The following is a 24,141-nucleotide window of genomic DNA, read 5'->3' as shown; positions in this document are numbered from 1 at the left end:
GCATTCACGATGGACTTGCCGCCGCGCATTCCCTAGCCCCTCTCACCTGACCGGGAAACGATTGCAAATCCGGCGGGAGAGGGGTTTGCGTGAAGGAAATGCAGAGTATTGCCGCGTCCGAGGTGGATGTGCAGCGGCCGGAAAAACCCACCTGGGTGCGTCAGCGGATCATTGCGCTGATCTTTCTGATCACCACGATCAACTACGCGGACCGCTCCACGTTTTCCATCGCCGGTAGCGAGGCCTCGCGCGAACTGGGGCTCGATGCGGTGCAGACGGGCTTTATCCTGTCCGCCTTTGCATGGGCCTATGTGGCGGCGCAGATCCCGGCTGGCCTGCTGCTCGACCGCTTCGGAACACGCAAGGTCTATACCATCGCGATCGCTTCGTGGTCGCTGCTCACCGTGCTTCAGGGATTTGCCGGGCTTTTCGCGCTGCATGTCTTTGCGATGCTGTTTGTCATGCGCCTGCTGGTCGGCGCGGCGGAAGCGCCGTCGTTCCCGGGCAATGCGCGGCTGGTGATCGCCTGGTTCCCCAGCAGCGAGCGCGGGACTGCCTCGGCCATCTTCAATTCCGCGCAGTATTTCTCGCTGGTCGCCTTCGCCCCGCTGATGGGCTGGCTGGTCCATTCCTTCGGCTGGCGCAGCGTGTTCTGGGTGATGGGCGCGATCGGCCTTGCCGGAGCGGCCACGTTCTGGCGCTATATCCGCAGCCCCGTCCAGCATCCGGCGGTGAACCGCGCCGAACTCGACCTGATCGAGCAGGGCGGCGGCCTGATCCATATGGACGAAGGCGGCCGCGCGGCGCGTGCTCCGAGCCTGCGCGACATGCGCCGCCTGCTCGCCAACCGCATGCTCGCGGGGATCTATTTCGGCCAGTACTGCATCAATGTGCTGACCTATTTCTTCGTGACCTGGTTCCCGATCTACCTCGTGCGCGAACGCGGCATGAACATCGTCGAGGCCGGTTTTGCCGCCGCGGTTCCGGCGCTCTGCGGCTTTGCGGGCGGACTGGTCGGCGGTTATGCCTCGGACGCGCTGCTCAAGCGGACCGGCTCGCTCGACATTGCCCGCAAAGGGCCGCTGACGGTCGGCATGGTCATGGCGAGTGCGATCATCGCCTGCGCTTTCGTGGAGGCGCAGTGGCAGGTCATCGCGCTGATGGCGCTGGCCTTCTTCGGCAAGGGCGTGGCCTCGCTCGGCTGGGCGGTGATGTCCGACGTGGCCCCGCGTGAGCAGTCGGGCGTGGCCAATGGGCTGTTCAACATGTTCGGCAACATGGCCGGAATCGTGACGCCGATCGTGATCGGCTACATCGTTGCGACCACCGGATCGTTCGACTGGGCGCTGGGCTTCGTCGGCCTGCACTGCCTGCTGACGATCGTGGCTTTCCTGGTGATTGCCGGGCCGATCCGCCGGGTTACTCTGGCGGATTGAAGCCTGTTTGGAAAATGCCCCTGAGGGGCATTTTCGTAGCGGCACCGGCCCACTCCCCCACCCGGCCACCCACGAGTGTATCCTGATGGGTGGTCGGCCCCCTCAGCGAAAAGGTCCGCCGGACCTTTTCGTGTTCTTCGGGACGGGAGTGGGCCGGTGCCGCCAAAATCCGCTTTCAGCGGATTTTCAAAGCAGCGTTTCGAAGCAGAGCTGGCGCATCACGTCGAGCGCGGGGTTCTCGTTCTCGCGGTGCCAGGCCAGCAGCAGTTCCGCCGGCGCCTCGGGCGTCGTGCGGATCGTGCGCAAGTGCACGTCGGTCATGTGCAGGCTCTTGGCGGCTTCCGGCACGATGGCGGCGGCAAGGCCCGAGCGCACGAGGCCGAGCATCGAGTGGATCTGCGTCACATGCTGCACATAGCTGGGCGTGACCGAGGCCTCCGCGAACAGCTTCACCAGCATCTCGTGGAAATACCCGGCGCCCTGCCGGCTGTACATGATGAGCGGCTTCTCGTCGAAGTCCGCAAGGTCGAGCGCGGCCTTGGCCTGCCTCGGGTCGCCGGAGGGCAGGGCGGCCAGCATCGGCTCGCGGTGGATCAGCACATGGTCGAACTCGGCGCGGTCGATCGGCGGGCGCACGAAGGCGAGGTCGATCAGGCCCGTCAGCAGCGCGTCGAGCTGCTCCGACGTCACCATCTCGCGCAGTTCGAGTTCGATGTTGGGCAGCTTGGCCAGCGCCTGCGCGACGATGCGCGGCAGCAGGTCGTAGCCCGAGGCGGCGGTGAAGCCGATCACCACGCGCCCGGCATCGCCCTTGGCAATCCGCCGGGCGGCGAGCGCGGCGCCTTCGGCAAGGCGCAGGATACGGCGGGATTCGATCAGGAAGGCGCTGCCGGCAGGAGTCAGTTGCACCTGCCGGCTGGTCCTTTCGAGCAGGGTGACGCCGAGGATCCGCTCCAGCAGCTGGATCTGGCGGCTGAGCGGCGACTGGGTCATGTTCAGTCGCCGCGCGGCGCGGCCGAAATGAAGCTCCTCGGCGGCCGCGACAAAGCAGCGCAATTGGCTGAGATCGAACATCGCCAACCGACTAGGCCATCCGATCTGGCCTGTCACCCTGTGACACTCACGCTATCGAGCGATCAGGCCGCAACCGGCGCCACGTCCGCTACGCGCGCGATCAGGGCGGCCAGTTCCTCGTGCTCGGCGGCGGTGAGGTCGGCGAGCGGCGTGCGCACCGGCCCGGCATCGCGCCCCACGGCGCGCATGCCCGCCTTGACGATCGACACCGCATAACCGCGCCCGCGGTTGCGCAGGGCGATGTAGGGCAGCACGAAGGCATTGAGCTGCTCGACCACGAAGGCATGGTCGCCCGCGCGGACGGCGGCGTAGAAACGCAGCGCCCATTCGGGCAGGAAGTTGAAGATCGCCGAGGAATAGGTCGTCACCCCCATCGCCAGATAGGGGGTGGCGAACGTCTCGGCAGTGGGCAGGCCGCCGATATAGGTTAGGCGGTCGCCCATGCGGGCCTGGATGCGGGCCATCAGCTCGATGTCGCCGACGCCGTCCTTGAAGCCGACGAGGTTGGGATTGCGCTCGCACAGGCGCGCCAGCGTCTCGTCGTTCACGATGCCGTTGTCGCGGTTGTAGACGATCACGGCGAGCCCGGTCGCGCGGCAGACGGCCTCGATATGGGCGGCAAGGCCCTCCTGGTTCGAGCCGATGAGATAGGGCGGCAGCAGCAGCAGGCCGTCGGCCCCGGCCTTTTCGGCCTTGCGGGCGATGTCGGCGGCGATCGCGGTGCCATAACCGCAGCCCGAGATGACCGGGATGCGCCCGGCGGTCTCGGCAACGGCGGCGGCGACCACCTGGCCCACTTCGTCGGGCGTCAGCGAGAAGAACTCGCCCGTGCCGCCGGCAGCGAACAGGCCTGCCAGTTCATGCTCCAGCATCCATGCGCAATGCGCGCGATAGTCCGCTTCCAGGAACCGACCCTCGGCGTCGAAATGGGTGACGGGAAACGACAGCAGGCCGGTCCCCAGCTTCGATCCGACTTCCACGGGGCTAAACATCGTGAACTGACCTCTTCCAAAACAGTAAGGCACACCTTTGTGCCAGTGGGCGTTATGGCAGGGGGTGGATCGGGTCCAACCCAATTAGGCAATCGATCGATGCCCTTGTTGGCTGGATCGACATTCTTCACCGCATGTAATCGCCGGGAATGCCCGTGTTGGCGGGCATTGTGGCCTCGCGCCGCCAGGCGGGCAATCGTTTGTCAGTGTGCGATCCGCATAGATCAAGCCAGAATTGGCATTGGTATTTGTGCGACAATTCCCGCAATGAGCCTTCCACCGCCAGCACGGCGGCACAAAGCAGAGAGCAGGCCGGACGATCAGCCGGCCGCCAATCGCGGGGAGTGACGATGGATCGCAGGAACTTCATGCTGGCAGCCGGTGCGGGCGCATCGCTGACGCTGGCCGGTGGGGCTCAGGCGGTCTCGGCGCGCTCCGCAAGGCCCGTTGCGCCTGCCGCTTCGGGCCGCAAGCCCTATCTCATGAAGCTCGGCTGCCAGAGCATGCCCTCCAGCGAGGCACACTTTGCCGATTTCGCGCGTTTCGGCGTCACCAATATCTGTGCCCGCGCCTCGGTTGCGGACGGGCGGCTCTATCCGACCGTCGATGAGCTCCTGCGCCTGCGCGACATGGCGCAGCGCCACGGCCTCAGCCTCGACATGCTGGAGCCGGACCTGCTGGCCTCGACCCACATCGACCGCGAGAAGCACCCTGCGATCATGCTGGGCGACGGGGCCGAGCGCGACCGCGACATCGAGGCTTTCGCGACCACGCTGCGCAACTGCGCGGCGGCGGGCATCCCGGCGGTGAAGTACAACATGAGCCTGCTCGGCGTGCTGCGCACCGCGCCTGCCGAGGGGCGCGGCGGTTCGCATTACTTCGCGTGGGACTTGTCGAAAGCGAAACCCGCAACCCCGCTGACCCGCGCCGGAGTGGTCGATGCCGACCTGTTCTGGGAGCGGATCACCTATTTTCTCGACCGCATCGTGCCGGTCGCCAACGAGACCAAGGTGCGCATCGCCTGCCACCCGCAAGACCCCGGCACCCCGCCCGGCGGCTATCAGGGGGTGACCAATGTGCTGGGCACGGTCGAGGGGCTGCAGCGCCTCGTCCAGATCAACGAGAGCCCTTATCACGGCCTCAATTTCTGCCAGGGATCGGTCTGCGAGAACCTGACCGATCCGGCCAGCCAGATCTTCGACGTGATCCGCTGGTTCGGCAGCCGCAAGAAGATCTTCAACGTCCACTTCCGCAATATCCAGGGCCACCGCGACCGCTTCAACGAGAGTTTCCCGGACGAGGGCGACATCGACATGGTCCGCGCGCTCCAGACTTATGCGGAAGTCGGCTACGACGGCATGATCATGCCCGATCACGTGCCCGGTATGGACGACCCGCAAGTGGTCGACGGCAAGCCGGTGTGGACGCCTCGGGCCGAGAATTTCGCCTTTTGCTACGGCTACATACGCGGCCTGCTGCAATCGGCCCAGCGTTTGACCTGAGAATACAAGAACGACGCCCGGCGGGCGATCCAGACAAGATCCTTTGGAGGGGAGTTTTCCTAAGATGATGAAGCGGTTTACCGTCCTTGGCGGGGTGTCGGCGCTCGCTCTGTTCAGCCACACGGCAGCGATGGCGCAGGATGCGGCGCCTGCTGCTACTGCCGCTGCAGATGCGCAGGATTCCGGGGCTTCCGTCACCACCGAAGATATCGTGGTGACCGGCAGCCGCATTCCGCTGTCCGGCTTCAACCGCCCGACGCCGGTGACGGTGACAAGCGCGGCGCAGCTCAATGCCGCGGCCCCCACCACGCTGGGCGAAGCGCTCAAGCAGCTTCCGGCGCTCTCGTCCTCGGCAGGCCCGCGCGGTGCGCAGACCTCCAGCGGGCAGGGCGGCGCCTATCTCAACTTGCGTAACCTCGGCACCACCCGCACGCTGACCCTGTTCGACGGCCGCCGCTTCATTCCCAGCGACGGCAGCGGGCAGGTGGACACCAACATGTTCCCCCAGGCGCTGGTCGAGCGCGTGGAAGTGGTGACCGGCGGCGCCTCGGCGGCCTATGGCTCCGACGCGGTGGGCGGCGTGGTGAACTTCATCATCAACAAGAAGTTCACCGGCCTCACCGGCAACATCCAAAGCGGCATCACGACCTACGGCGACAACGACGAGCAGAAGATCGAGCTTGCCTATGGCGCGCGTTTTGCCGACGACCGTGCGCATTTCCTGATCAGCGGTGAATACTTCCGCAATGCGGGCGTGGATGACCGCCTGGCGCGTCCGTTCTCGCAGAAGAGCTGCCAGCCGATCTCGCTGCCTTCGGGGTCTGCCACCAAGCGCGATTTCGCCTGCGACGTGCGTGTGGCCAATGCGAACTTCGGCGGCCTCATCACCAGCGGCCCGCTGAAGGGCACGACGTTCGATGCCAGCGGCAACCCGGTCGCATTCAACTACGGCACGAGCGTCACGAGCTCGACGATGGTCGGCGGCGATGGCCCGCGCCCGCAGTTCGCGCCGCTGATCGCGGGGCTGGACAAGAAGATCGTCTATTCGCGCCTCGCCTTCGATGTGAGCGACAGCTTCACCGTCTTTGCCGAGGGCAATTACGGCAAGACCCGGAACGCGTACCAGGTCGGCTCCTACTCGAACCAGCTTGGCACCACGGCGCTCACGCTCTCGCGCGATAACGCCTATCTGCCGGACGCGCTGGCCGAAATGATGGACGAGGCGGGCGTCACCACCGTGACCATGGGCCGCTATGACGACGACCTGCCGCGCACCCGCGTGAAAGTCGCCAACGAGACCATACGCGGCGTGCTTGGCGCGGAAGGCAACGTACTGGGCGGGCTCAAGTGGAACGTCTATGCCGAAGCCGCGCGCAACGAGCGCAATCTGGCGCTCCACCACGATCTTATCCAGGCGAATTACGTCAATGCCGCCGATGCCGTGGTCGATCCTTCCAGCGGCGCCATCGTCTGCCGTTCCTCGCTGGCCAATCCGGGCAACGGCTGTGTTCCGGTCAATGTCTTCGGCACCAATACCGTGTCCAGCGACGCCCTGAACTACGTGACCGGTACCAATACCGCCGATCAGAAATTCAAGGAATTCGTCGCCGCCGCCTCGATCGCGGGGGCTCCGGTTACGCTCTGGGCAGGCGATCTGGGCTTTGCCGCCGGTGTCGAATACCGCCGCCAGAGCTTCAACCAGGTCGTCGATCCCTTGTCGGAAGCGTATAACCCGATCACCAATGCCGAAGGCGCCTACCGCGTCGGCAATGCCAAGGCGCAGAGCGGCAAGTACAACGTCAAGGAAGCCTTCCTCGAACTCGACGTGCCGCTGCTGAAGGACCTGCCGCTGATCCGGGCGCTGGACTTCAACGGCGCGGTCCGCCGTACCGATTACAGCACCAGCGGCGCGGTGACGACGTGGAAGGCCGGCCTGACCTGGCAGCTCTACGACGACCTGCGCCTGCGCGTCACCCGTTCGCGCGACATCCGCGCACCCAGCCTCTACGAGCTGTTCCAGCGCGGCACCACCAGCTATCAGCCGCAGGTCTACGATCCGTTCACCAATACGACCGCGACCAACGTCCGCTCGGTGGTGCGCGGCAATCCCGACCTGCGTCCGGAAGTGGCCAATACGCTGACCTTCGGTGCGGTCTATTCGCCCTCGTTCCTGCCGGGCTTCAACGTCTCGGCGGACTACTACGACATCCGGATCCGCGATGCGATCGCCTCGCTTTCGTACCAGCAGGAAATGGACGATTGCTACAACGGCAGCGCCTCGGCCTGTGCGCTCATCAGCCGCGATGCCAATGGCGTGCTGACGCAGATCGACATCGTCACCCAGAACCTGGCCTCGTTCAATACGCGCGGCATCGACTTCGAGGCGGGGTACCGTTCGAACCTGCCCTGGCTGGCCAAGGACGCGGCGATCTCCGCGCGCCTGCTGGGCAACTATATCGACAAGTACGAGCAAAGCTCGCCGGGCGTCGCGGCGATCGACCGTGCTGGCCAGATCGGCACCGCGCCGCACTGGCGCCTGACCGGGCAGGCGGACTTGCGCATCGGCGCGGTCTCGCTGTTTAACCAGGCGCGTTTCATCGGTGGCGGCGCCTATGACAAGAGCACGCTCGTCAGCGATCTGCCGCAGCGCCATTTTGCCGGACAGGTGCTGTTCGATACCCGGATTTCGGCAAAGCTGCCGGTCGATCACGACTGGGAGGCCTATCTGAGCGTCACCAACGTCTTCAACCAGCTGATCAATCCCTATGTGGCCAACGGTCCTTCGGGCATCTCGGACTTCGACGCGATCGGCCGCACGTTCCGTGTCGGCGTGCGCTTCACGATGTGACGGCCGGATAAAGACGGTCTGGATGGAGGACGCCATCCAGACCGTCTGGCTACCGGCTCCCTTATCAACCCGAAATATGACCTTTCGTCCCGAAATGTGGTTGACGGGTGCGAAATGAGGCATCATCTCTAGTCCGACAATTAGGCCGTAAACTCATAAACGGCGTCATCGAGGTTTGAAGCAAAATGGTTCAGCGCCAGGAAGGAAGGCGAAGGAATATGTCCATATTTCAAGGCTTCCTGACGCAGCGATGGACCATTTTGGTCAAATCCCGAAGGGACGCCCAAATGGCTTCCATTTCGAACCGAAGCGACCTTGGACGGGCAACCAGCCCGCCCGGCAGTCACTTCGGACCGAACTGTTCGCCATTTGGGCGCCTCGATGGCGCCATTTATGAGTTTACGGCCTAAAAGGAGGGGAGATGTCTCGATCGCGCCGGAGCCTGGCCTGCGGGCTTGCGCTGCTGCTGGCGGCGAGCGGCATGACGTCTCCCGCCAGTGCCGGGACCAGCGCCGGAAGCGATGGCGGGGCAAGGTCCGCTTCGGGCGCGCGCACCACGCTCCAGTCGCGCGCGACCGTATCCGTAGAAGCTGGCGGCCCCACCATCGATCCGAACATCTACGGCCAGTTCGTCGAGCATCTCGGGCGCGGCGTCTACGAGGGCATCTGGGTCGGGCCGGATTCGCCGATCCCCAACCTGCGCGGCATCCGCTCCGACGTCGTTGCCGCGCTGCGGCGGGTCAGGGTGCCGGTCATCCGCTGGCCGGGCGGCTGTTTTGCCGATGGCTACCATTGGCGCGACGGCATCGGGGCGGCGGACAAGCGGCCGCGCGGGATCAATTCCGCATGGGGCCGGACGCCCGAGACCAACGCCTTCGGCACCCACGAATTCATGGACTTCCTCGGCCAGATCGGGGCGAGCGCGTTTGTCTCGGTCAACCTTGGCAGCGGCAGCGTGCGGGAGGCGGATGACTGGCTGCGCTACATGACGGCCCCGCAGGACAGTGCGCCCGGGCAGGAGCGGGCGGCCAACGGTCACCCCGCGCCCTGGCAGGTGCCCTACATCGGCGTGGGCAACGAAAGCTGGGGCTGCGGCGGCAACATGAGCGCCGACACGTACGCGGCGGCATTCCGCCACTACGCGGCCTTCCTGCGCACCTATTCGGGCGCGCGGGCAAGGCTGATCGCCGTCGGCGCCGATACCGACGACTATGCCTGGACCGAGCGGGTGATGGCGCAGGCCATGCTGTGGCGGCCGAAACCGACGCCGCTTGGCCTCACCGGCGACACGCCCTTGATGTGGGGGCTGTCGCTGCATTTCTACACGTTTGCAGGCAACGACTGGCACGCCAAGGGCCGCAACGTAGGGTTTGACGAGAGCGGCTGGGCGGCGGCGCTGGCCCGGGTCGCGCTTACCGACGAACTGATCCGCCGTCATGCCGAGATCATGGACCGCTACGATCCGGGCAGGCGTGTCGCGCTGGCGGTGGACGAGTGGGGCGGGTGGTTCGAAAGCGAGAAGGATGCGCCTTCCCAGCTCTATCTCGAAAGTACCCTGCGCGATGCGCTGATCGCGGCCAAGAGCCTCAACATCTTCAACCGTCACGCCGACCGGGTCAGGATGGCCAACCTCGCGCAGATGGTGAACGTGATCCAGTCGCTGGTCCTGACGCGCGGGAGCGCGATGGTCGTCACCCCGACCTACCATGTCTTCGACATGTACAAGGTCCATCAGGGGGCCACGGCGCTGCCCGTGCAGGTCGAGACGCCGGACTACGTCCATGGCGATGTGCGGCTTGCCGGCATCGACCTGTCCGCCTCGCGCGATGCCGGCGGCAGGCTGCACGTCACCATCGCCAATCTCGACCCGGCAAGGGCGAACCGCCTGCGGATCCATCTGGCGGGTGGCCGCTGGCACCGCGCGGGCGCGCAAGTGCTGACGGCGGACGCCATCGATACCCGGATCACCTTCGACAAGGCGGATCCCTTCGTGCCGCGCCCGTTGGCCGTGCACCTGTCGGGCGGCGAGGTGGAACTGGTGCTGCCGTCGAAATCGGTCACCGTGCTGGAAGTCGAATGAAAGGCCGCGCAGGGCCGGGCAAGCGGAGAGAGGACATGAAGGCAAGGGTTGTGGGGCTGGTCGCCGCCGGATTGGCCGCGCTTTGCGGCGCGCCGGCGGTCGGGGAGGCGCAGGTCACGGCCGGGGGTGCCGCAGCCAGGTCGGCTGCCGGCGCGGCTGCCGGCGCAGCGAGGCAGCTCGAGATCGTGCCGAGCCTTGCCGGGCAGAAGGCGGCGCCGGTGCCGCCGGAGCGCGCGCGCACGGCCTACCTCATGGTCTATTTCCGGGACGAGACCCATTCGCTGCACATCGCCGTCTCGCGCGACGGTTACACGTTTACCGACGTCAACGGCGGCCAGCCGGTGCTCAGCGGCCGCGGCATTGCCGAACAGCAGGGCATTCGCGATCCGCACATCGTGCGCGGGCCGGACGGCGCGTTCTATCTTAGCATGACCGACCTGCACATCTACGCCCAGCGCGAGGGCCTGCGCGATACCGAATGGGAACGTCCCAAGGCGACCCACGGCTGGGGCAACAATCGCTCGCTGATCTTCATGAAGTCGCGCGATCTGGTGCAGTGGACCCATGCCATCGTCCATGTCGACCGGCTGTTCCCCGAAACCGCCAATCTGAGCGCGGCCTGGGCGCCGGAGACGATCTACGACCCCAAGGCCCGCAAGATGATGGTCTATTACACCACGCGGGACGGCGCCGGGACCGAACACATGGTCTATTCCTATGCCGACGATGCCTTCACCACGCTGACCCGGCCGCCGCAGGCCCTGTTTGCCTATCCGAAGCCGAACGTCGGGTCGATCGACGGCGACATCACCCGCATCGGCGGCAAGTTCCACTTGTTCTACGTCGCGCACGAGCGGCCCGGCCATCTCCGGCAGGCGGTTTCGGACAGGATCAACGGCGGCTATGCGTTTGATCCCACTCCCGTCGATCCCGAGACGGTGGGCACCGAGGCGCCCAACCTGTGGCGCCGCTCGGGAACGGATACGTATGTGCTGATGTATGACGTGTTCGGTGCGAAACCCAACAACATGGGCTTTTCCGAAACCAGCGACTTCAAGCATTTCCGCAATCTCGGCCGGTTCAACGAACCGGGATCGCCGATGAAGGCGACCAATTTCGCCGGGCCCAAGCACGGTGCGGTCATGCCCATCACCCCGGCGGAAGCCGACCGGCTGGAGCGGCATTTTGCCGCGCCCTGAGCCGGAAAACTACCGCTTCATCCGCGCCTTCACGCCCCGCATCCAAGCCATTACCGGGAGAGTGCCCCATGCCGAATGACCGCCGCCTGTTCCTGACCTCGCTGGGCGCGCTGGCCGCAGCCCCGCTGCTTCCGGCCCGCGCGCTGGCGCAGGCGGGCGAAGGCCCTGCGTTCGAGCGTTTCCCGATCTGGCCGGGATCGCCGCCGGGGCTGCCCAAGGGCGGTGTGAAGGAGGAGCGGGTGCTGCGCTCCAACAAGAACAATCCCGACGATTTTGCCTGGCCGCACGTGGCGACGCCGATGCTGACGGTCTGCCCGGCGACCAAGCCCACCGGGGCGGCGGTGCTGATGTTTCCCGGCGGCGGTTATGCGCGGGTGGCGATGGGCACAAAGCCGTCCGCGATCTCGCGCTGGTTCGCATCGCAGGGGGTGACGGCCTTCGAACTGCTCTACCGGTTGCCGCATGACGGCTGGTCGGGCGGGCCGGACACGCCTTTGCAGGACGCCCAGCGCGCGATGCGGCTGATCCGCGCCAACGCCGCGAAGTGGCGCGTCGATCCGGCCAATGTGGCGACCATCGGCTTTTCGGCGGGCGGACACCTCTGCGGCAGCATTGCCACGCGCTTTGCGGCCAAAGTCTACGATCCGGTGGACGCCGCCGATGCGCAGGATGCGCGGCCTTTGGTGGCGGGCATGTTCTTCCCGGTCGTCAGCATGATGCCGCCGCTCGCCCATGGCCAGTCGCGCAGCGAACTGCTGGGGCCGAACCCGGGCGAGGACCTGTCGCGGCGCTATTCGCTGCAACTCGATGTGCCCGCCGCGACCCCGCCGATCCTGCTTGGTCATGCGGCGGACGATACCGTGGTCGATTGCGGCAACAGCCTTGCCATGTTCGAGGGATGCCGGGCCGCAAAAATTCCGTCTGAGCTTTATGTGATCGAGAAGGGCGGCCACGGCGCGCCGCTGTTCGAGCCGGACGGCCGCGCGGGCCTGTGGCTGACGCGTTTTGCCCGCTTCGCGGCGCGCCATGGCTTGAAGATCCCGTCCGAGGGAGCGTGACCGGCACTGGAGGCCGCTTCCGAGCGGTCTCTCAGCGCTTTGTCCCCAGCGGCACGATGCGGAAATTGCGGATGCGCAGGTGGCTTTTGGTTGTGCGCAAGGCGAACCAGCCCCGGCGGTAGGGCGCGGCGTCGGTCATCGTGAACAGCCGCTTGCCGCCGAAGTCCACCGTCACCGTCCCGCCATCGGTGGCAAGCCGCACCGGCACCCAGCGATTGGCCACCAATAGCGCCGCCGGATCCGCCCGGTCGTGCTCGGGCAGCAGCGGACGATTGCCCGGTTCCCCTACGTAGCGGCGCATTCGCGTAGTGGTGTTGCGATTGCCGCCGATGCCCAGGTAATAGGTCCTGAGCGTGTCGTAGTCGGCAAAGGCCCCGCTGCGCGGGCGGGAGAGGGGCGATCCGTCCGGCGCCGCCGGGTCGGAGGCCATCCAGAAGGCGTTGGCGTCGCTCACCGCATCGTTCGGCCCGCCCGCCGACACCGCCATGACCTCGTATTCGATGGCGACGGGCGCGCGCAGTTCCTCGCCCCACCAGACCGAGATACCTTCGGGCGTATCGATGTCCATCACCCCGTCCCGCACGGTGACGCGCGAGGGCGCTTCCGCCTCGACCCGCCAGTGGGACAGGCCGTGGCGGAAGCCGTCCGTTTGCGGCGGCGCCGCCGCCGACAGAAGCCCAAGCAACAGGACGGCGGCGAGGCGTTTCACTCCAGCGCATCCCCGATCAGTGTCAGGTTCACGGCGGCGGCGATGCCCCACTGCGCGGCGTCGTTGGTGGAAACTTCGGCGATCTCGTCCACCGGCTTGAGCACCGCGGCCCCGGTGACCTTGTGTGCCCCGCGCGACTGGTCGCGGCCTTCGCGGTCGCCCGCGCCGAAGAATTCGCCCCAGGCACGCCGGACCAGTTCCGGCTTGCCGAGTTGCACCCCGGCATAGGCGGTGTAGCGCGAATGCGCCTGCGCCAGCGCGCGGCCCTTGCCCGATGCGCCGGTGCGGGCGCGGAACTCCGCCTCGGGGGCGTTGTAGAGCTCGCAGTATTCCAGCCAGGTCTTGCGGAAGGCCGGTTCGTCCACGAGTTCCAGCAGTTCGGCGGTGATCTCGAACACGCCGAACACGCCGTTGAGGTGGCTCATGTTGACCTCCTTGCCGCCCCCCACGAAGCGGCCGGAGGCGAGATCGAACGCGCCGCCGCCCGCCAGCCAGCCCTTGGGCAACGCGGCGATGGAGCGCATTCCGGCCACGATGCGGTCGCGCCAGCGGGTGTCGCGCGTGCGCTCCCACTCGGTCAGCCAGGCGCCCAGCAGCGAGCCCCAGACGGTGCCGAACTGCATGAAGATCTGGCCCTCGGGCAGCGGCTGGTCGGCCACCACCGCGCCGGTTCCGGCGAGCGGTTCGGCCCGGTGCAGCACCTTGCGGCCGATGTCGACGGTCTTGAGCGCATGATCGCTGTCCACCAGGGCGCGCATCAGGTCGCCGCAGCGCTCGTCGGTGGTGAGGTAATAGTAGAAACGGCGATAGGCGGCGTTGGAGATGCGCGGCTGCTTCGAACTGTCCGCCCAGTGCTGCACGCCGTGGCGGGTGCCCAGGCCCTTGAAGCGGCCGGCATGGTAGACGTCGACCTCGCCCGTGTGGCGGGTCATCGCCTCGGCAAGCCGGAACACGTCGGCGCGGCCCGTGCGCAGGAAGCCGTACCACAGCCACATGTCGGTCGACAGTTCGCTGTTGTCCCAGGCGAAACCGCCGATGTCGTAGCGCCACACGTGCCGGTCGTTGTCATAGCTGTGCATGACGTCGCCGTAGTTCCAGAAGCCGTACCAGCGCCGCTGCTCGACTTGCCCGATGTAGAAATCGAGTTCCTGTTTCGCGCGCGCCTCGATCTTGCCGCGCAGCGCCCCGCCCGCGGCGATCGGGCTCCACGGCCCGAACAGCCCGGCCGCGTGGACCCGCGCGACATTGGGGACGAGGCGCGGCGGGGTGGCAAGGCCCTTGCCCATGTGCGCCAGTCGTTCGCGCGGCGGCGTGGCGGGCAGCGCCCAGATGCGGAATTCGGTGGTCCGCGCGATCCCGGAGGCATCGCCCCAGCCGGGTTCATAATCCTCATACGTCACGTCGAGGCCGCGGTTCTGCGCCTCGTAACTCTCCATGCCCATGACGTCGTGATAGAAGCGCAGGTCCATCGCCGGGGCATCGGGGGCGTGGTACCAGATCGTGAAGCGCGCGGTGTCCCTGGCAGCATCGGCGATGTCGAGGCCGACCGGGCAGCGCTGCCAGAAGTCGTGCATGCCGAAGGCGACCCCGCCCGAAGGGCTGCCGACATAACCCAGCCCCGGTGCGCGCCCGGCGGTGTCGACGTCTACCCAGCCGCAGCCCGGCCGGGTGCGCTTGACGATGGTAAAACCGTCCGAATTGGGTTGGCGCAGGCGGAAATCGCCCCAAGCCGGGATATATTCGAGGTTCTGGCGCACCGCCGCGCCCATCTGGTCGAGTGGAGGGACGGCCTCGCCCGCCACTTGTGCGTCGCGGAAAGCCTTGCCGGGATCGCGGCGCAGGCCGGTCAGCGGGCGCACCGCCTCGCCCCAGAGGCCGCCATTCTCGCCCGCGAAACGGACGTGGCGGTCATGCAGCGCGCCGCGCATCGGCACGCCGCCCTCCAGGCCCAGTCCGCGAATGAAACGTGTGGTCGGGTCGCCGTCGAAGATCATCGAGTGGACCAGCCGCACGCTGTCCGATCCGGCGTGGAAGTAGAGGCGGACGCAGAAGGGCATCCAGTCGCCCGCACTGTCGCTCGCCTCACCGCGATGGCGGCCGTCGAGCTTGATGACGGCGCGGATCGGGCCGCTCTGTTCGACCGTCGCGCTGTCGATGCTGCTGGTCCAGCGGGTCAACCCGGGGGCGCCGTCCTCGTCGTCGGCGCGGTCCTGCGCGCTGGCGAGCAGGCGCACCGATTGCAGTACTTGCGCCGAACCGACGTTCGCGGAGCGGATCAGCGCCTCGCCCGAACGGCCGACCGTCCAGACGGTCTGCCCCACGGTGACGGTGATGGCATCGCCTGCCTCGCGCAGGGATAGCGTCTGCGCGGGCCGGGCGCTGCCGGGCGCGACGCGCAGGGAACCGGCGCGGGCGCCGTTGGCGGCGGCCGCGTGCCCGGTCCACTTGATCGAGCCGTCGGGCCACCAGGCCATCGGCCATGTCTGCAGCGCCTCGCGGGCGCCGCCTGCGCCTTCGAGAACGTAACCGCGCCTGTCGAACCGGGTGCCGCGCGGCCAGGGCTGGCCCCATGACTGGCCTTCGTGGGCGGAGGGCGTGCCGCCATCGAGCCATACCACGTCGTCGCCCGGCGCGATGCCGGAACCCAGCGGTTCCTGTGCGCCTGCGGGAGCGGCCTTGGCCTGCCCGGCGGTGAGCGCCATCGACGAGACGACGGCCGAGGTCGCCAGACTTTGCGCCAACATCTCGCGGCGGCTCCAGACCAGCTTGCTCATGCTCTCTCCCATTTTGAGCGATGTCTTATGTGGGATGGTATTTCATCATGTGGTCTTTATCGTCAACCGCTAGCGAAAGAAAAAAGTGCCCCATGCGGCGCGGCGGGATCCGTTGCGCACGTGTTCCGGCAGGTCTTGCCGCGATTGCCTTCGGAAGGAGGAGTGCCATGCAAATCAATTTGTATTGATGCACTCAATTTTGCCATGCGAAGCGTTGGAGCAGGTGCGCGGCGCGTGCCAATCCTTTCAGCGTAATCCGAACAGCTTGGCGCGCAGTGCCCGCAAGTGCTCGCGCATGGCGGTTTCGGCCGCTTGCGGGTCGTGCTTCCGGATCGCCTCGACGACCTTGTGGTGCTCGTTGTCGGTGTTTTCCTTCGGGCCGGGTTCCGCCCCGAAAACCTGGTCGATCCGCCGATCGAGCGTGAACTTCATCTGGGCGCGGAGCGTATCGTAAAGCGTCACCAGCAGGACGTTGTGGGTGGCCTGCGCGATCGTGCGGTGCAGCTTTTCGTCCAGCCGTTTCCACTGCAGCATCGAGTGTGACAGTGCCATTTCGGCCAGGCATGCGTCCATCGCGGCGAGATCTTCGGGCACGGCGTGGATGGCCGCTTCGGCCGCCAGCTGCGGTTCGAGCACGCCGCGTGCATGCAGGATATCGTCGACGCTGAAGTTCGCCGCCACGGCGAGGGGTTCGATGAACTGCCGCTGGCCGATGAACGTGCCCTTGCCGACATGGCGCCAGATCGCGCCCTCGCTCTCGAGGTGCTTGAGCAAGGTTCGCAGGCGGCCGCGGGTTACGCCGAGTTCCTCGCTCAGACGCGTTTCGGGCGGCAGGCGCTCCTCGCCGCGCTCGATGGTCTCGTCGAGCAGGGCGCGCAGCCGGACTAGGTCTTGATCGGACACGGAAAGCTCCTTTGCGGCCGAGGTACCACAATGCCGGACAGCTGAGGATAGCAAATCAATAATCAGATTGACATGCGTCAATAGTGAACTTAATCGCCGCAAAAGTTACGCAGGGCCGGGAGAGGGCATCATGCAGCGCGAATTGTACGAGACCCTGGTCCTGTCGGATGACGAGGTGAGGTCGGTCTTCGATTGGGCCGGGGCGGTGGCGGCGCTTGGCGCGGCTTATGCAGCGCCCTTGGCGGAGGCGGGGTTTCCGCCGAGGACAATGGCGCGTGGAGAAGGGGTGTGGCTGCGTTCGCTGACCGGGATCATGCCGGGGCAGGCGGTCATGGGAGCCAAGCTGATCGCCGCCTCGCCCGCGGCCGGGGCGGCGTCCTACCTCATTTCGCTGTTCGACGGGCAGACGATGGCGCTCGATGCCTTGCTCGACGGCAATGCCATCACCGGCTTTCGCACGGCGGCCACGTCGGCGCTGGCCGCGCGGCGGCTGCTTGCCCAGTCACGGCCGCGCGTGGCGGTGATCGGTTCCGGCTTCGAGGCGCGGACCCATCTCGAGGCGCTGGCACAGTCGGGACCGCTCGCACAGGTGCTGGTCTTCAGCCCGAGCGAAGCCAGCCGGGCCGCGTTCTGTGCGGCCATGGCGGAAACGGGCATCGCGGTGACGGCAGCCGCCAGTGCCGAAGCGGCGGTTGCGGCCAGCGATCTCGTGATCTGCGCGGCGCGGTCGCGCGACGAGACGCCGACACTGCTCGGCCGCTGGCTGCGCCCGGGCATGACCGTTGTCTCGATCGGCTCGACGCTGCCCGAGCAGCGCGAGATCGATTCCGTGGCGGTTGCGCGCGCCGACCTCATCGTTGCCGACATGGTCGAGGAAGTCGCCCATGACACCGGCGACATGATCGCCGCACGCAGCGAAGGCGTGGCCTTTGCCGACAAGCTGGTGTCCCTCGCGGAGGTGGTCGGCGGCCGGCACCCCGGGCGCGGCGATGCGCGCCAGATCATGCTCTACAAGTCGGTGGGCGCGGCGATCCAGGACCTCGCCGTGGCCGGGATGTGCGCCGCGCGGGCCCGGCGGCTCGGGATCGGTTCGACCATTCCAGCACCGATCCGTCCCGTTTCGAAAGGCAAGTGATCGCCCCAGTTCTCTAAAACCTTCGGAGAGTTCGCAGCATGCCCGTCTACACCAAGTCCGAAGCCCGTGCCTGGGCGCGCGAGAAGATGCTGGGGGTCGCCAATGTCGTGATCCCGACCGTGACCGGCGATTGCACCGCCCTCAACGAACAGGCTGCCCGCCACGATGTCGAGACAACGATCGCGCACGGCTTCGTGGGGGCGCTTGCCTGTTCCGAAGTGGTGATGTCGATGGAAGAGTACCGGCGTTTCGTCGAGGTGATGGTGGAGCAGGCGGCGGGACGGATCTTCGTGGTCCACCACGCGGTGTTCAACACGCTGGAGGACAACATCGTCGCCGCGCGGCTTGCCGCGGAGGCGGGGGCGGAGCTTGTCCTGCTCGGTTATCCGCCCTGCTTTTACCCCCAGTCGCTGGAAGAGGTCTACGCCTATACCAAGGCGTTCTGCGACGCGACCGACCTTGCCGTGATGCTGTTCCCGATCCCGACCTGGGGTTTTGGCCGGTTCAGCCCGATCGACATGCCGGTCGATCTCCTGCGCCGCCTTGTCGACGATTGCCCCAATGTCGTGGCGATCAAGGCCGAGGGCGGCATGCCGCATATCATGGGACCGATCGAGGTGCACCGCGCCTTTCAGGACGAGGTGGTGATCTCCTTCCCGATGGAGCACGAATTCATCCCGCTCGCCCAGCTGATCGACGTGCCCTTCTGCGGTACCAATTTCTCGGCCTTTTTCGGGCCGGTACTGCCGCGCGTGTTCGACATGATCCGCGAGCGCCGCTTCGACGAGGCGACGGCGGAATTTCACCGCATCGATCCTGCCCGCAAGGCGTTCGCCAGCGTGCCGCAGGCCGGAGGCGGCCTGATCAACCGCTTGTTGTGGAAGTACGAGGGCTGGCTGCAGGGCTACAACGGCGGCCCGCTGCGCCATCCCACCGCCCGGGTCTACCAGCGCGACATGGCGGCGCTGCGGCGCGGCCAGGAAGCGGCCGGGCTCGATCCCACCCCCGATGCCGACGCGCTGTTTTTTGTCGGTCGCAACCCCGCCTGAAAGGACGCGCCATGGAACAACCCGTAACCTTGCCGCTGGCCGATCCCGATCTGCTGCGCCAGGCGATGCTGATCGGCGGCGCCTGGCTGCCCGCCGACAGCGGCGAGACCATCGATGTCCGCAATCCCGCCAATGGCGAACTCATCGCGCGTGTCCCGAAAGCCGGGGCGGCGGAAACCCGGCGCGCGGTGGCAGCGGCAGGGCAGGCGCTTCCTGCCTGGCGGGCGATGCTCGCCAAGCAGCGCAGCGTGATCCTGCGCCGCTTCTTCGAACTGATGCTGCGCCACGCGGACGACCTGGCCCTGCTGATCACCTCGGAACAGGGCAAGCCGCTGGCCGAGGCGCGCGGCGAGGTGCTCTATGCCGCCAGTTTTGCGGAATGGTTCGCCGAGGAAGCCAAGCGCGTGGATGGCGAGATCATTCCGCAGAACCTCGAAGGGCGCCGGATCCTGGTGCAGAAGGTGCCGGTCGGGGTCTTTGCCGCGATCACGCCGTGGAATTTCCCGGCGGCCATGATCACCCGCAAGGCCGCTCCCGGCTGGGCGGCGGGCTGCACCGGGGTGATCAAGCCCGCGAGCCAGACGCCGCTGACCGCGCTGGCGCTCGGCGTGCTGGCCGAGCGCGCCGGGCTGCCGGCCGGGGTCTGCAATGTCGTCACCGGGGCGGCCGGGGCGATCGGCGGCGAACTGACGGCCAATCCGGCGGTGCGCAAGCTCTCGTTCACCGGGTCGACCGAGATCGGTGCGCTGCTGCTGGCGCAGTGCGCGCCGGGCATCAAGCGGGCCAGCATGGAACTGGGCGGCAATGCGCCGTTCATCGTGTTCGACGATGCCGATCTCGAGACGGCGGTGGCGGCGGCGATGATGGCGAAGTTCCGCAACAGCGGCCAGTCCTGCATCGGCGCCAACCGGTTTCTCGTGCAGGACGGCATCTACGACGCCTTTGCCGAGCGGCTGGCTGCCGAGACCGCCAGGCTCGTCGTTGCCCCCGGAACCGTGCCCGGCAGCGCGATCGGCCCGCTGATCGACGCGGCGGCGGTCGCCAAAGTGGAGGAGCATGTCGGCGACGCTCTGGCGCGCGGCGCGCAGCTTGCTTGCGGCGGGCATCGTCATGCGCTTGGCGGCACGTTCTTCGCGCCGACGGTGCTGAAAGAGGTGCCGCGCGACGCGACGATATTTGCCGAGGAAACCTTCGGTCCGGTCGCCCCGCTGTTCCGTTTCGCCGCGGAGGAGGAGGCGGTGGCGCTGGCCAACGATACGCCCTTCGGCCTTGCCGCCTATGTCTGCGCGCGCGACATGGGGCGCATCTTCCGCGTGGTGGAAGGGCTGGAGTTCGGCATGGTGGGCGTCAACGAGGGGCTGATCTCCACTGAGGTGGCGCCGTTCGGCGGCGTCAAGGCATCCGGCCTCGGGCGCGAGGGGGCGGCGGTCGGCATCGAGGAGTACCTCGAGATGAAGTACGTGGCGCTCGGCGGCATCCGGGCAGAGGCACCCGCCGCGCGGGCTTGACCAACCTGCGATACGTCAAGCCCCACGCAGGTCGGTGTTACGGTTTTACGCTAAGGGCATCGAGGCGGGCGGTCCCGCTCAGCGCGGCATCGCCGGCGAAATGGCCGATCCGCAGCGGATAGGCCCCGGCATCCACGCTCCAGCTTTCGGTGCCGTTGCCGGTTCGCTGGAACCGGGCGATGACGCGCGGATCGACCGTGAGCGTCACGTGGCGGGTCTCGCCCGGGGCCAGGCGGACTTTCTCGAAACCGGAAAGGCGGTAGGCGCGGGTGCCGGCGGCACTGGCCGCCTCGACATAGAGCTGCGGCACGTCGGCGCCTTCGCGCTGTCCGCTGTTGGTGACATCGAATTCGACCGTCAGCCGGGTGCCGTCGGTGACCTTGAGATTGGCATAGCCGAAACGGGTATAGGAGAGGCCGAAGCCGAACGGGAACAGCGGTTGCTGGTTCCGCGCCGCATACCAGCGATAGCCGACATCGGCGCCCTCGCGGTAGTCGGCCGAGAAGGGCGCGACGCCGCCGCTCATGCCGTAGACGGTCTTGTCACCGGCGTCGCGGCGTGCGTCGGCGGCGCGCAGTTCGGCAAGCCCGAGCGGCTCGGGGCGGGGCGCCTGCGCGGCGCTGGCGGGGAAGGTGATCGGCAGGCGGCCGGAGGGATCGACCTTGCCGAACAGGATATTGGCGATCGCCTCGCCGCCGCGCTGGCCGGGATACCAGGCCTGCAGGATCGCTGGGACGCGGCTTGCCCAGGGCATCAGCACCGGGCCGCCGGTTTCCAGGACCACCAGCGTCTTGCGGTTGGCGGCGGCGACCGCTTCGATGAGCGCATCCTGGTTGTCCGGCAGGGCCATGCTTTCGGGGTCCTGCGCTTCGGTGCGCCAGGCCCAGGCGAAGACCATGGCGATGTCCGCGCCGCGGGCTGCCTGTGCCGCGGCCTTGGGATCGCTGCCGTCGAGGTAGACAACCGTGGCACCGGGGGCGAGCGCCTTGATGGCCTTGAGCGGCGAGGAGGCGTGCCAGGTGATCCGCGCGAAGGAGGCGGCGGCGCCTTTGGTGAGCGGGATCTCCACCGGCGCGCCGCCGACCGAGCGGACTTGCGACGAGCCGCCGCCGGACAGCACGCCGACATCGGCATGGGCGCCGATCAGCACGATCCGTTTTGCGCTGCGCGCCAGCGGCAGCAGGTCGCCTTCGTTCCTGAGCAGCACGATGCCCTCCTCGGCGGCGCGCTGGGCGACCTCGGCATGGGCGGCATAGTCGATCGGCTGCGGGGTTTCGGGCACCGGATCGTCCATCAGTCCGCTGTCGATCACGCCGAACAGGATGCGCCGGACCATGTCGTCGAGGCGGCTCATCGGAATGCGCCCCGCCTTTACCGCCTCGGCAAAGCGGTCGTCGAAGAACATGCGGTCGTCCAGTTCCTGCCCGGAATCCTGGTCCAGCCCGTTGATCGCGGCCTTCTCGGTCGAATGGACCGCGCCCCAGTCGGACATGACCCAGCCCTTGTAGCCCCAGGCCCGCTTCAGCACGTGGTTGAGCAGCCAGTCGTTCTCGCAGGCATAGTCGCCGTTCACCTTGTTGTAGGCGCACATGACCGAGCCGGGCTGGCCCTGCTCGATGCCGATCTCGAAGGCCAGAAGGTCGCTTTCGCGCAGCGCCGCCGGATCGATGCGGGCGTCGAGCACGGTGCGGCCGGTCTCCTGCGAATTGAGCGCGAAATGCTTGATGGTGGAGACGATGTGGTTGCTCTGTACGCCCTTGATATGGGCGCCCACCATGATCCCCGCGAGCAGCGGGTCTTCGCCGAGATATTCGAAATTGCGCCCGTTCCAGGGGTCGCGGGTGAGGTTGACGCCGCCTGCCAGCAGCACGTTGAACGTCTTGGCGCGCGCTTCCGCACCGATCATCGCCCCGCCCTGGTAGGCGAGGCGGGGGTTGAAGGTGGCGGCGGTGGCGATGCTGGCGGGCAGCGCGGTGGCGACGTCGCCCTTGCGCTGCTCGATCTGGTTGGCGACGCCGAGGCTGGCGTCGCTCTCGCGCAAGGTGGGGATGCCGAGGCGGGGGATGCCGGGGATGTGCCCGGCCGACGGGATCATGGCGATCGGCGGCACCGGTTTCGCCAGCGGCGGGAAGTAGCCGTGGATCAGTTGCAGCTTTTCGTCCAGCGTCATCGCCTTGACCAGTGCTTCGGCGCGGGATTCCGCCGACTGGCTGGCGGTCGTCTGGACGGGTGTCTGGGCCTGCACCGGGGCGGTCAGGCCGGTGCCGAGGGTGAGGGCGGTCAGCAGGGCGGCAATCTTCGAAGTCATCGGGAAACCTTGGCTGGAGCGGTGCCCGTGCGGGCGTGATAGTGGTTCAGCAGGCTGCGGTGGTCGGGCAGGGCGCCAAGCGCGCCGGTCTGCGCGGCGCGGACGCGGGCAAAGGCCTCGCGGGCTTCTCGGTCACCGGGATAATGGCGCTCGCCCGCCGCAAGCCGGGTCTCGAAACCCATGCCGTAGAGGATGTAGTGGTAGCTTGGCGGCAGGAAGGTCTCGAGGTCGACGACAAAATCGAACCGGGAAGGTGGACGGCGGCGCCACTGCAAGAGCATGTCCCGCAGGTTCTCTGGGATCGAGGCGGGATCGGCATTGTCGCGCCAGTAGGCGGTGTCGGTGCGGCGGGTGATGCAGTAGTGCAGCTTGAGGAAGGTGACGATGCGCTCGAACCGCGCCGCCATGAGCCGGTTGAAGCTGCGGGCGGCGGCCTCCCGGGCGGTCCGGTCGGCGGGAACGAGGAAGTCGCCGATCATCTTCAGCGCCGCCTCGATCAGCATGATGCCGGTCGATTCCAGCGGCTCGAAGAACCCGGCGGACAGGCCCAGCGCCACGCAGTTGCCGATCCACTGGGTTTCGCGGTAGCCGGTCTCGAAACGAAGCGGGCGCGGGGCGAGGGCGGCGCCCTGGGGGCCGAGGTAGCGGCGCAAGGTCGCCTCCGCTTCCTCGTCCGAGCAGTGGCGGCTGGAATAGACATAGCCGATGCCGCGCCGCTCGCTGAGGCCGATGTCCCAGGTCCAGCCCGCGTCATGCGCGGTCGCCAGCGTATAGGGGCGCACGGGGGCGTCCGGGCAATCGTAGGGCAGTTGCAGGGCCAGTGCCCGGTCGTTGAACAGGTAGTCCGCGCAGGAGGTGAACCCGGCGCCGAGCGTCCTGCCGATGAGCAGGGCGGAAAAGCCGGAGCAATCGAGGAAGAACCCGCCTGCGACGCGGCGGCCGTCCGTCAGCATCAGCGCCGCGATGTCGCCATCGGGCGCGCGTTCGGCGCTTGCCACCGTGCCCTCGATCCGGGTGACGCCGGCGGCGATGGAAATGTCGCGCAGATAGTCGGCAAAGCGGGCCGCGTCGAAGTGGTAGGCGTAGTTCATCGGCCCCGAGAAATCGGGATCGCCGGGCCGCTTGGGCGCACGGCCCGCGCGGATCAGCCGTTCCTGCACGGTCACCGCATCGGCCCATGACGGGCGGGCGGGGTCCTCGGCGGCGGCGATCCAGTGCGGCAGCAGCGCCTCGTCCTCGCCGCCCACCGGCATGTTGAAGGGGTGGAAATAGCTGTCGGCACCCGTGGCCCAGCCTTCGAACAGCACGCCCTGCTTGAACGTGGCATCGGCGCGGGTGAGGAATTCCGCCTCGCCGATGCCAAGGCCCGCCAGCGTGGTGCGGATGGTGGGAAACGTGCCCTCGCCCACGCCGATGATGCCGATCCGGCTGGATTCCACCAGCACGACGTCGCGCATCCCCAGCGTGCGGGCAAGGTAGGCGGCGGCCAGCCATCCGGCCGTGCCGCCGCCCAGGATGACGATGCGACCGGAAGAGGGATCGTCGCTCGTCATGGTCCTGTCCTTT

The 24,141-nt window shown here is 67.3% G+C and carries 16 protein-coding genes; 9 read left to right on the top strand and 7 right to left on the bottom strand.

The window, feature by feature from the left end:
* Positions 1-98 precede the first annotated feature (98 nt).
* On the top strand, positions 99-1,436 hold the full coding sequence (locus tag CA833_RS23510; RefSeq protein ID WP_207080406.1) for an MFS transporter: 1,338 nt from the start codon (positions 99-101) through the stop codon (positions 1,434-1,436).
* Positions 1,437-1,622: 186 nt separating this feature from the next.
* Here CA833_RS23510 and CA833_RS23505 read toward each other — a convergent pair whose 3' ends face one another.
* Positions 1,623-2,510, bottom strand: coding sequence for a LysR substrate-binding domain-containing protein (locus CA833_RS23505; protein ID WP_142638503.1), 888 nt, complete (start codon positions 2,508-2,510; stop codon positions 1,623-1,625).
* 62 nt (positions 2,511-2,572) lie between these two features.
* The gene (gene kdgD, locus CA833_RS23500) at positions 2,573-3,502 is read right to left on the bottom strand and encodes a 5-dehydro-4-deoxyglucarate dehydratase (protein WP_142638505.1); all 930 of its coding nucleotides are present in this window, start codon (positions 3,500-3,502) and stop codon (positions 2,573-2,575) included.
* Positions 3,503-3,852: 350 nt separating this feature from the next.
* Between kdgD and CA833_RS23495 the strand changes: the two genes are divergently transcribed.
* From CA833_RS23495 to CA833_RS23475, 5 genes are all read left to right on the top strand, one after another.
* Positions 3,853-5,004 (top strand): mannonate dehydratase, encoded by a 1,152-nt coding sequence (locus CA833_RS23495; RefSeq protein WP_207080405.1) that lies wholly within the window; start codon positions 3,853-3,855, stop codon positions 5,002-5,004.
* Between the two features lie 64 nt (positions 5,005-5,068).
* Positions 5,069-7,852, top strand: coding sequence for a TonB-dependent siderophore receptor (locus CA833_RS23490; protein ID WP_207080404.1), 2,784 nt, complete (start codon positions 5,069-5,071; stop codon positions 7,850-7,852).
* Positions 7,853-8,273: 421 nt separating this feature from the next.
* Entirely contained in the window at positions 8,274-9,932 is a 1,659-nt protein-coding gene (locus tag CA833_RS23485) for an alpha-N-arabinofuranosidase (RefSeq protein ID WP_242526450.1), read from the top strand.
* 35 nt (positions 9,933-9,967) lie between these two features.
* A complete protein-coding gene (locus CA833_RS23480) occupies positions 9,968-11,131 on the top strand; it encodes a glycoside hydrolase family 43 protein (RefSeq protein WP_242526449.1) in 1,164 nt (387 codons plus the stop codon).
* Positions 11,132-11,199: 68 nt separating this feature from the next.
* Positions 11,200-12,189, top strand: coding sequence for an alpha/beta hydrolase (locus tag CA833_RS23475; protein ID WP_207080403.1), 990 nt, complete (start codon positions 11,200-11,202; stop codon positions 12,187-12,189).
* A 31-nt stretch (positions 12,190-12,220) separates the two neighbouring features.
* Here the strand turns inward: CA833_RS23475 and CA833_RS23470 are convergent, their stop codons facing one another.
* From CA833_RS23470 to CA833_RS23460, 3 genes are all read right to left on the bottom strand, one after another.
* Positions 12,221-12,898 (bottom strand): DUF6250 domain-containing protein, encoded by a 678-nt coding sequence (locus CA833_RS23470; RefSeq protein WP_207080402.1) that lies wholly within the window; start codon positions 12,896-12,898, stop codon positions 12,221-12,223.
* On the bottom strand, positions 12,895-15,672 hold the full coding sequence (locus tag CA833_RS23465) for a Tat pathway signal sequence domain protein (RefSeq protein ID WP_207080401.1): 2,778 nt from the start codon (positions 15,670-15,672) through the stop codon (positions 12,895-12,897). Before CA833_RS23465 ends, CA833_RS23470 begins: the two co-directional genes overlap by 4 nt.
* A 246-nt stretch (positions 15,673-15,918) precedes the next feature.
* Positions 15,919-16,575 carry a FadR/GntR family transcriptional regulator gene (locus tag CA833_RS23460; protein WP_207080400.1) on the bottom strand — a complete coding sequence of 219 codons (657 nt, stop codon included), beginning with the start codon at positions 16,573-16,575 and terminating at the stop codon, positions 15,919-15,921.
* Positions 16,576-16,705: 130 nt separating this feature from the next.
* Here CA833_RS23460 and CA833_RS23455 point away from each other — a divergent pair, with 130 nt between their 5' ends.
* From CA833_RS23455 to CA833_RS23445, 3 genes are read left to right on the top strand one after another with little or no spacing between them, the layout of a single operon-like run.
* Positions 16,706-17,710 carry an ornithine cyclodeaminase family protein gene (locus CA833_RS23455; protein WP_207080399.1) on the top strand — a complete coding sequence of 335 codons (1,005 nt, stop codon included), beginning with the start codon at positions 16,706-16,708 and terminating at the stop codon, positions 17,708-17,710.
* A gap of 38 nt (positions 17,711-17,748) precedes the next feature.
* Positions 17,749-18,759 carry a dihydrodipicolinate synthase family protein gene (locus tag CA833_RS23450; protein WP_142638523.1) on the top strand — a complete coding sequence of 337 codons (1,011 nt, stop codon included), beginning with the start codon at positions 17,749-17,751 and terminating at the stop codon, positions 18,757-18,759.
* Positions 18,760-18,770: 11 nt separating this feature from the next.
* Entirely contained in the window at positions 18,771-20,267 is a 1,497-nt protein-coding gene (locus tag CA833_RS23445) for an NAD-dependent succinate-semialdehyde dehydrogenase (protein ID WP_242526448.1), read from the top strand.
* Positions 20,268-20,304: 37 nt separating this feature from the next.
* Here the strand turns inward: CA833_RS23445 and CA833_RS23440 are convergent, their stop codons facing one another.
* Positions 20,305-22,575, bottom strand: coding sequence for a glycoside hydrolase family 3 protein (locus CA833_RS23440; RefSeq protein WP_207080398.1), 2,271 nt, complete (start codon positions 22,573-22,575; stop codon positions 20,305-20,307).
* Entirely contained in the window at positions 22,572-24,128 is a 1,557-nt protein-coding gene (locus CA833_RS23435) for a tryptophan halogenase family protein (protein WP_207080397.1), read from the bottom strand. Before CA833_RS23435 ends, CA833_RS23440 begins: the two co-directional genes overlap by 4 nt.
* Positions 24,129-24,141: the final 13 nt, after the last annotated feature.

It is taken from the genome of Novosphingobium sp. KA1, assembly GCF_017309955.1.
GTDB lineage: Bacteria > Pseudomonadota > Alphaproteobacteria > Sphingomonadales > Sphingomonadaceae > Novosphingobium.
The sequence above is the reverse complement of the archived record's forward strand: the minus strand, read 5'-3'. Positions and strand labels throughout refer to the sequence as shown.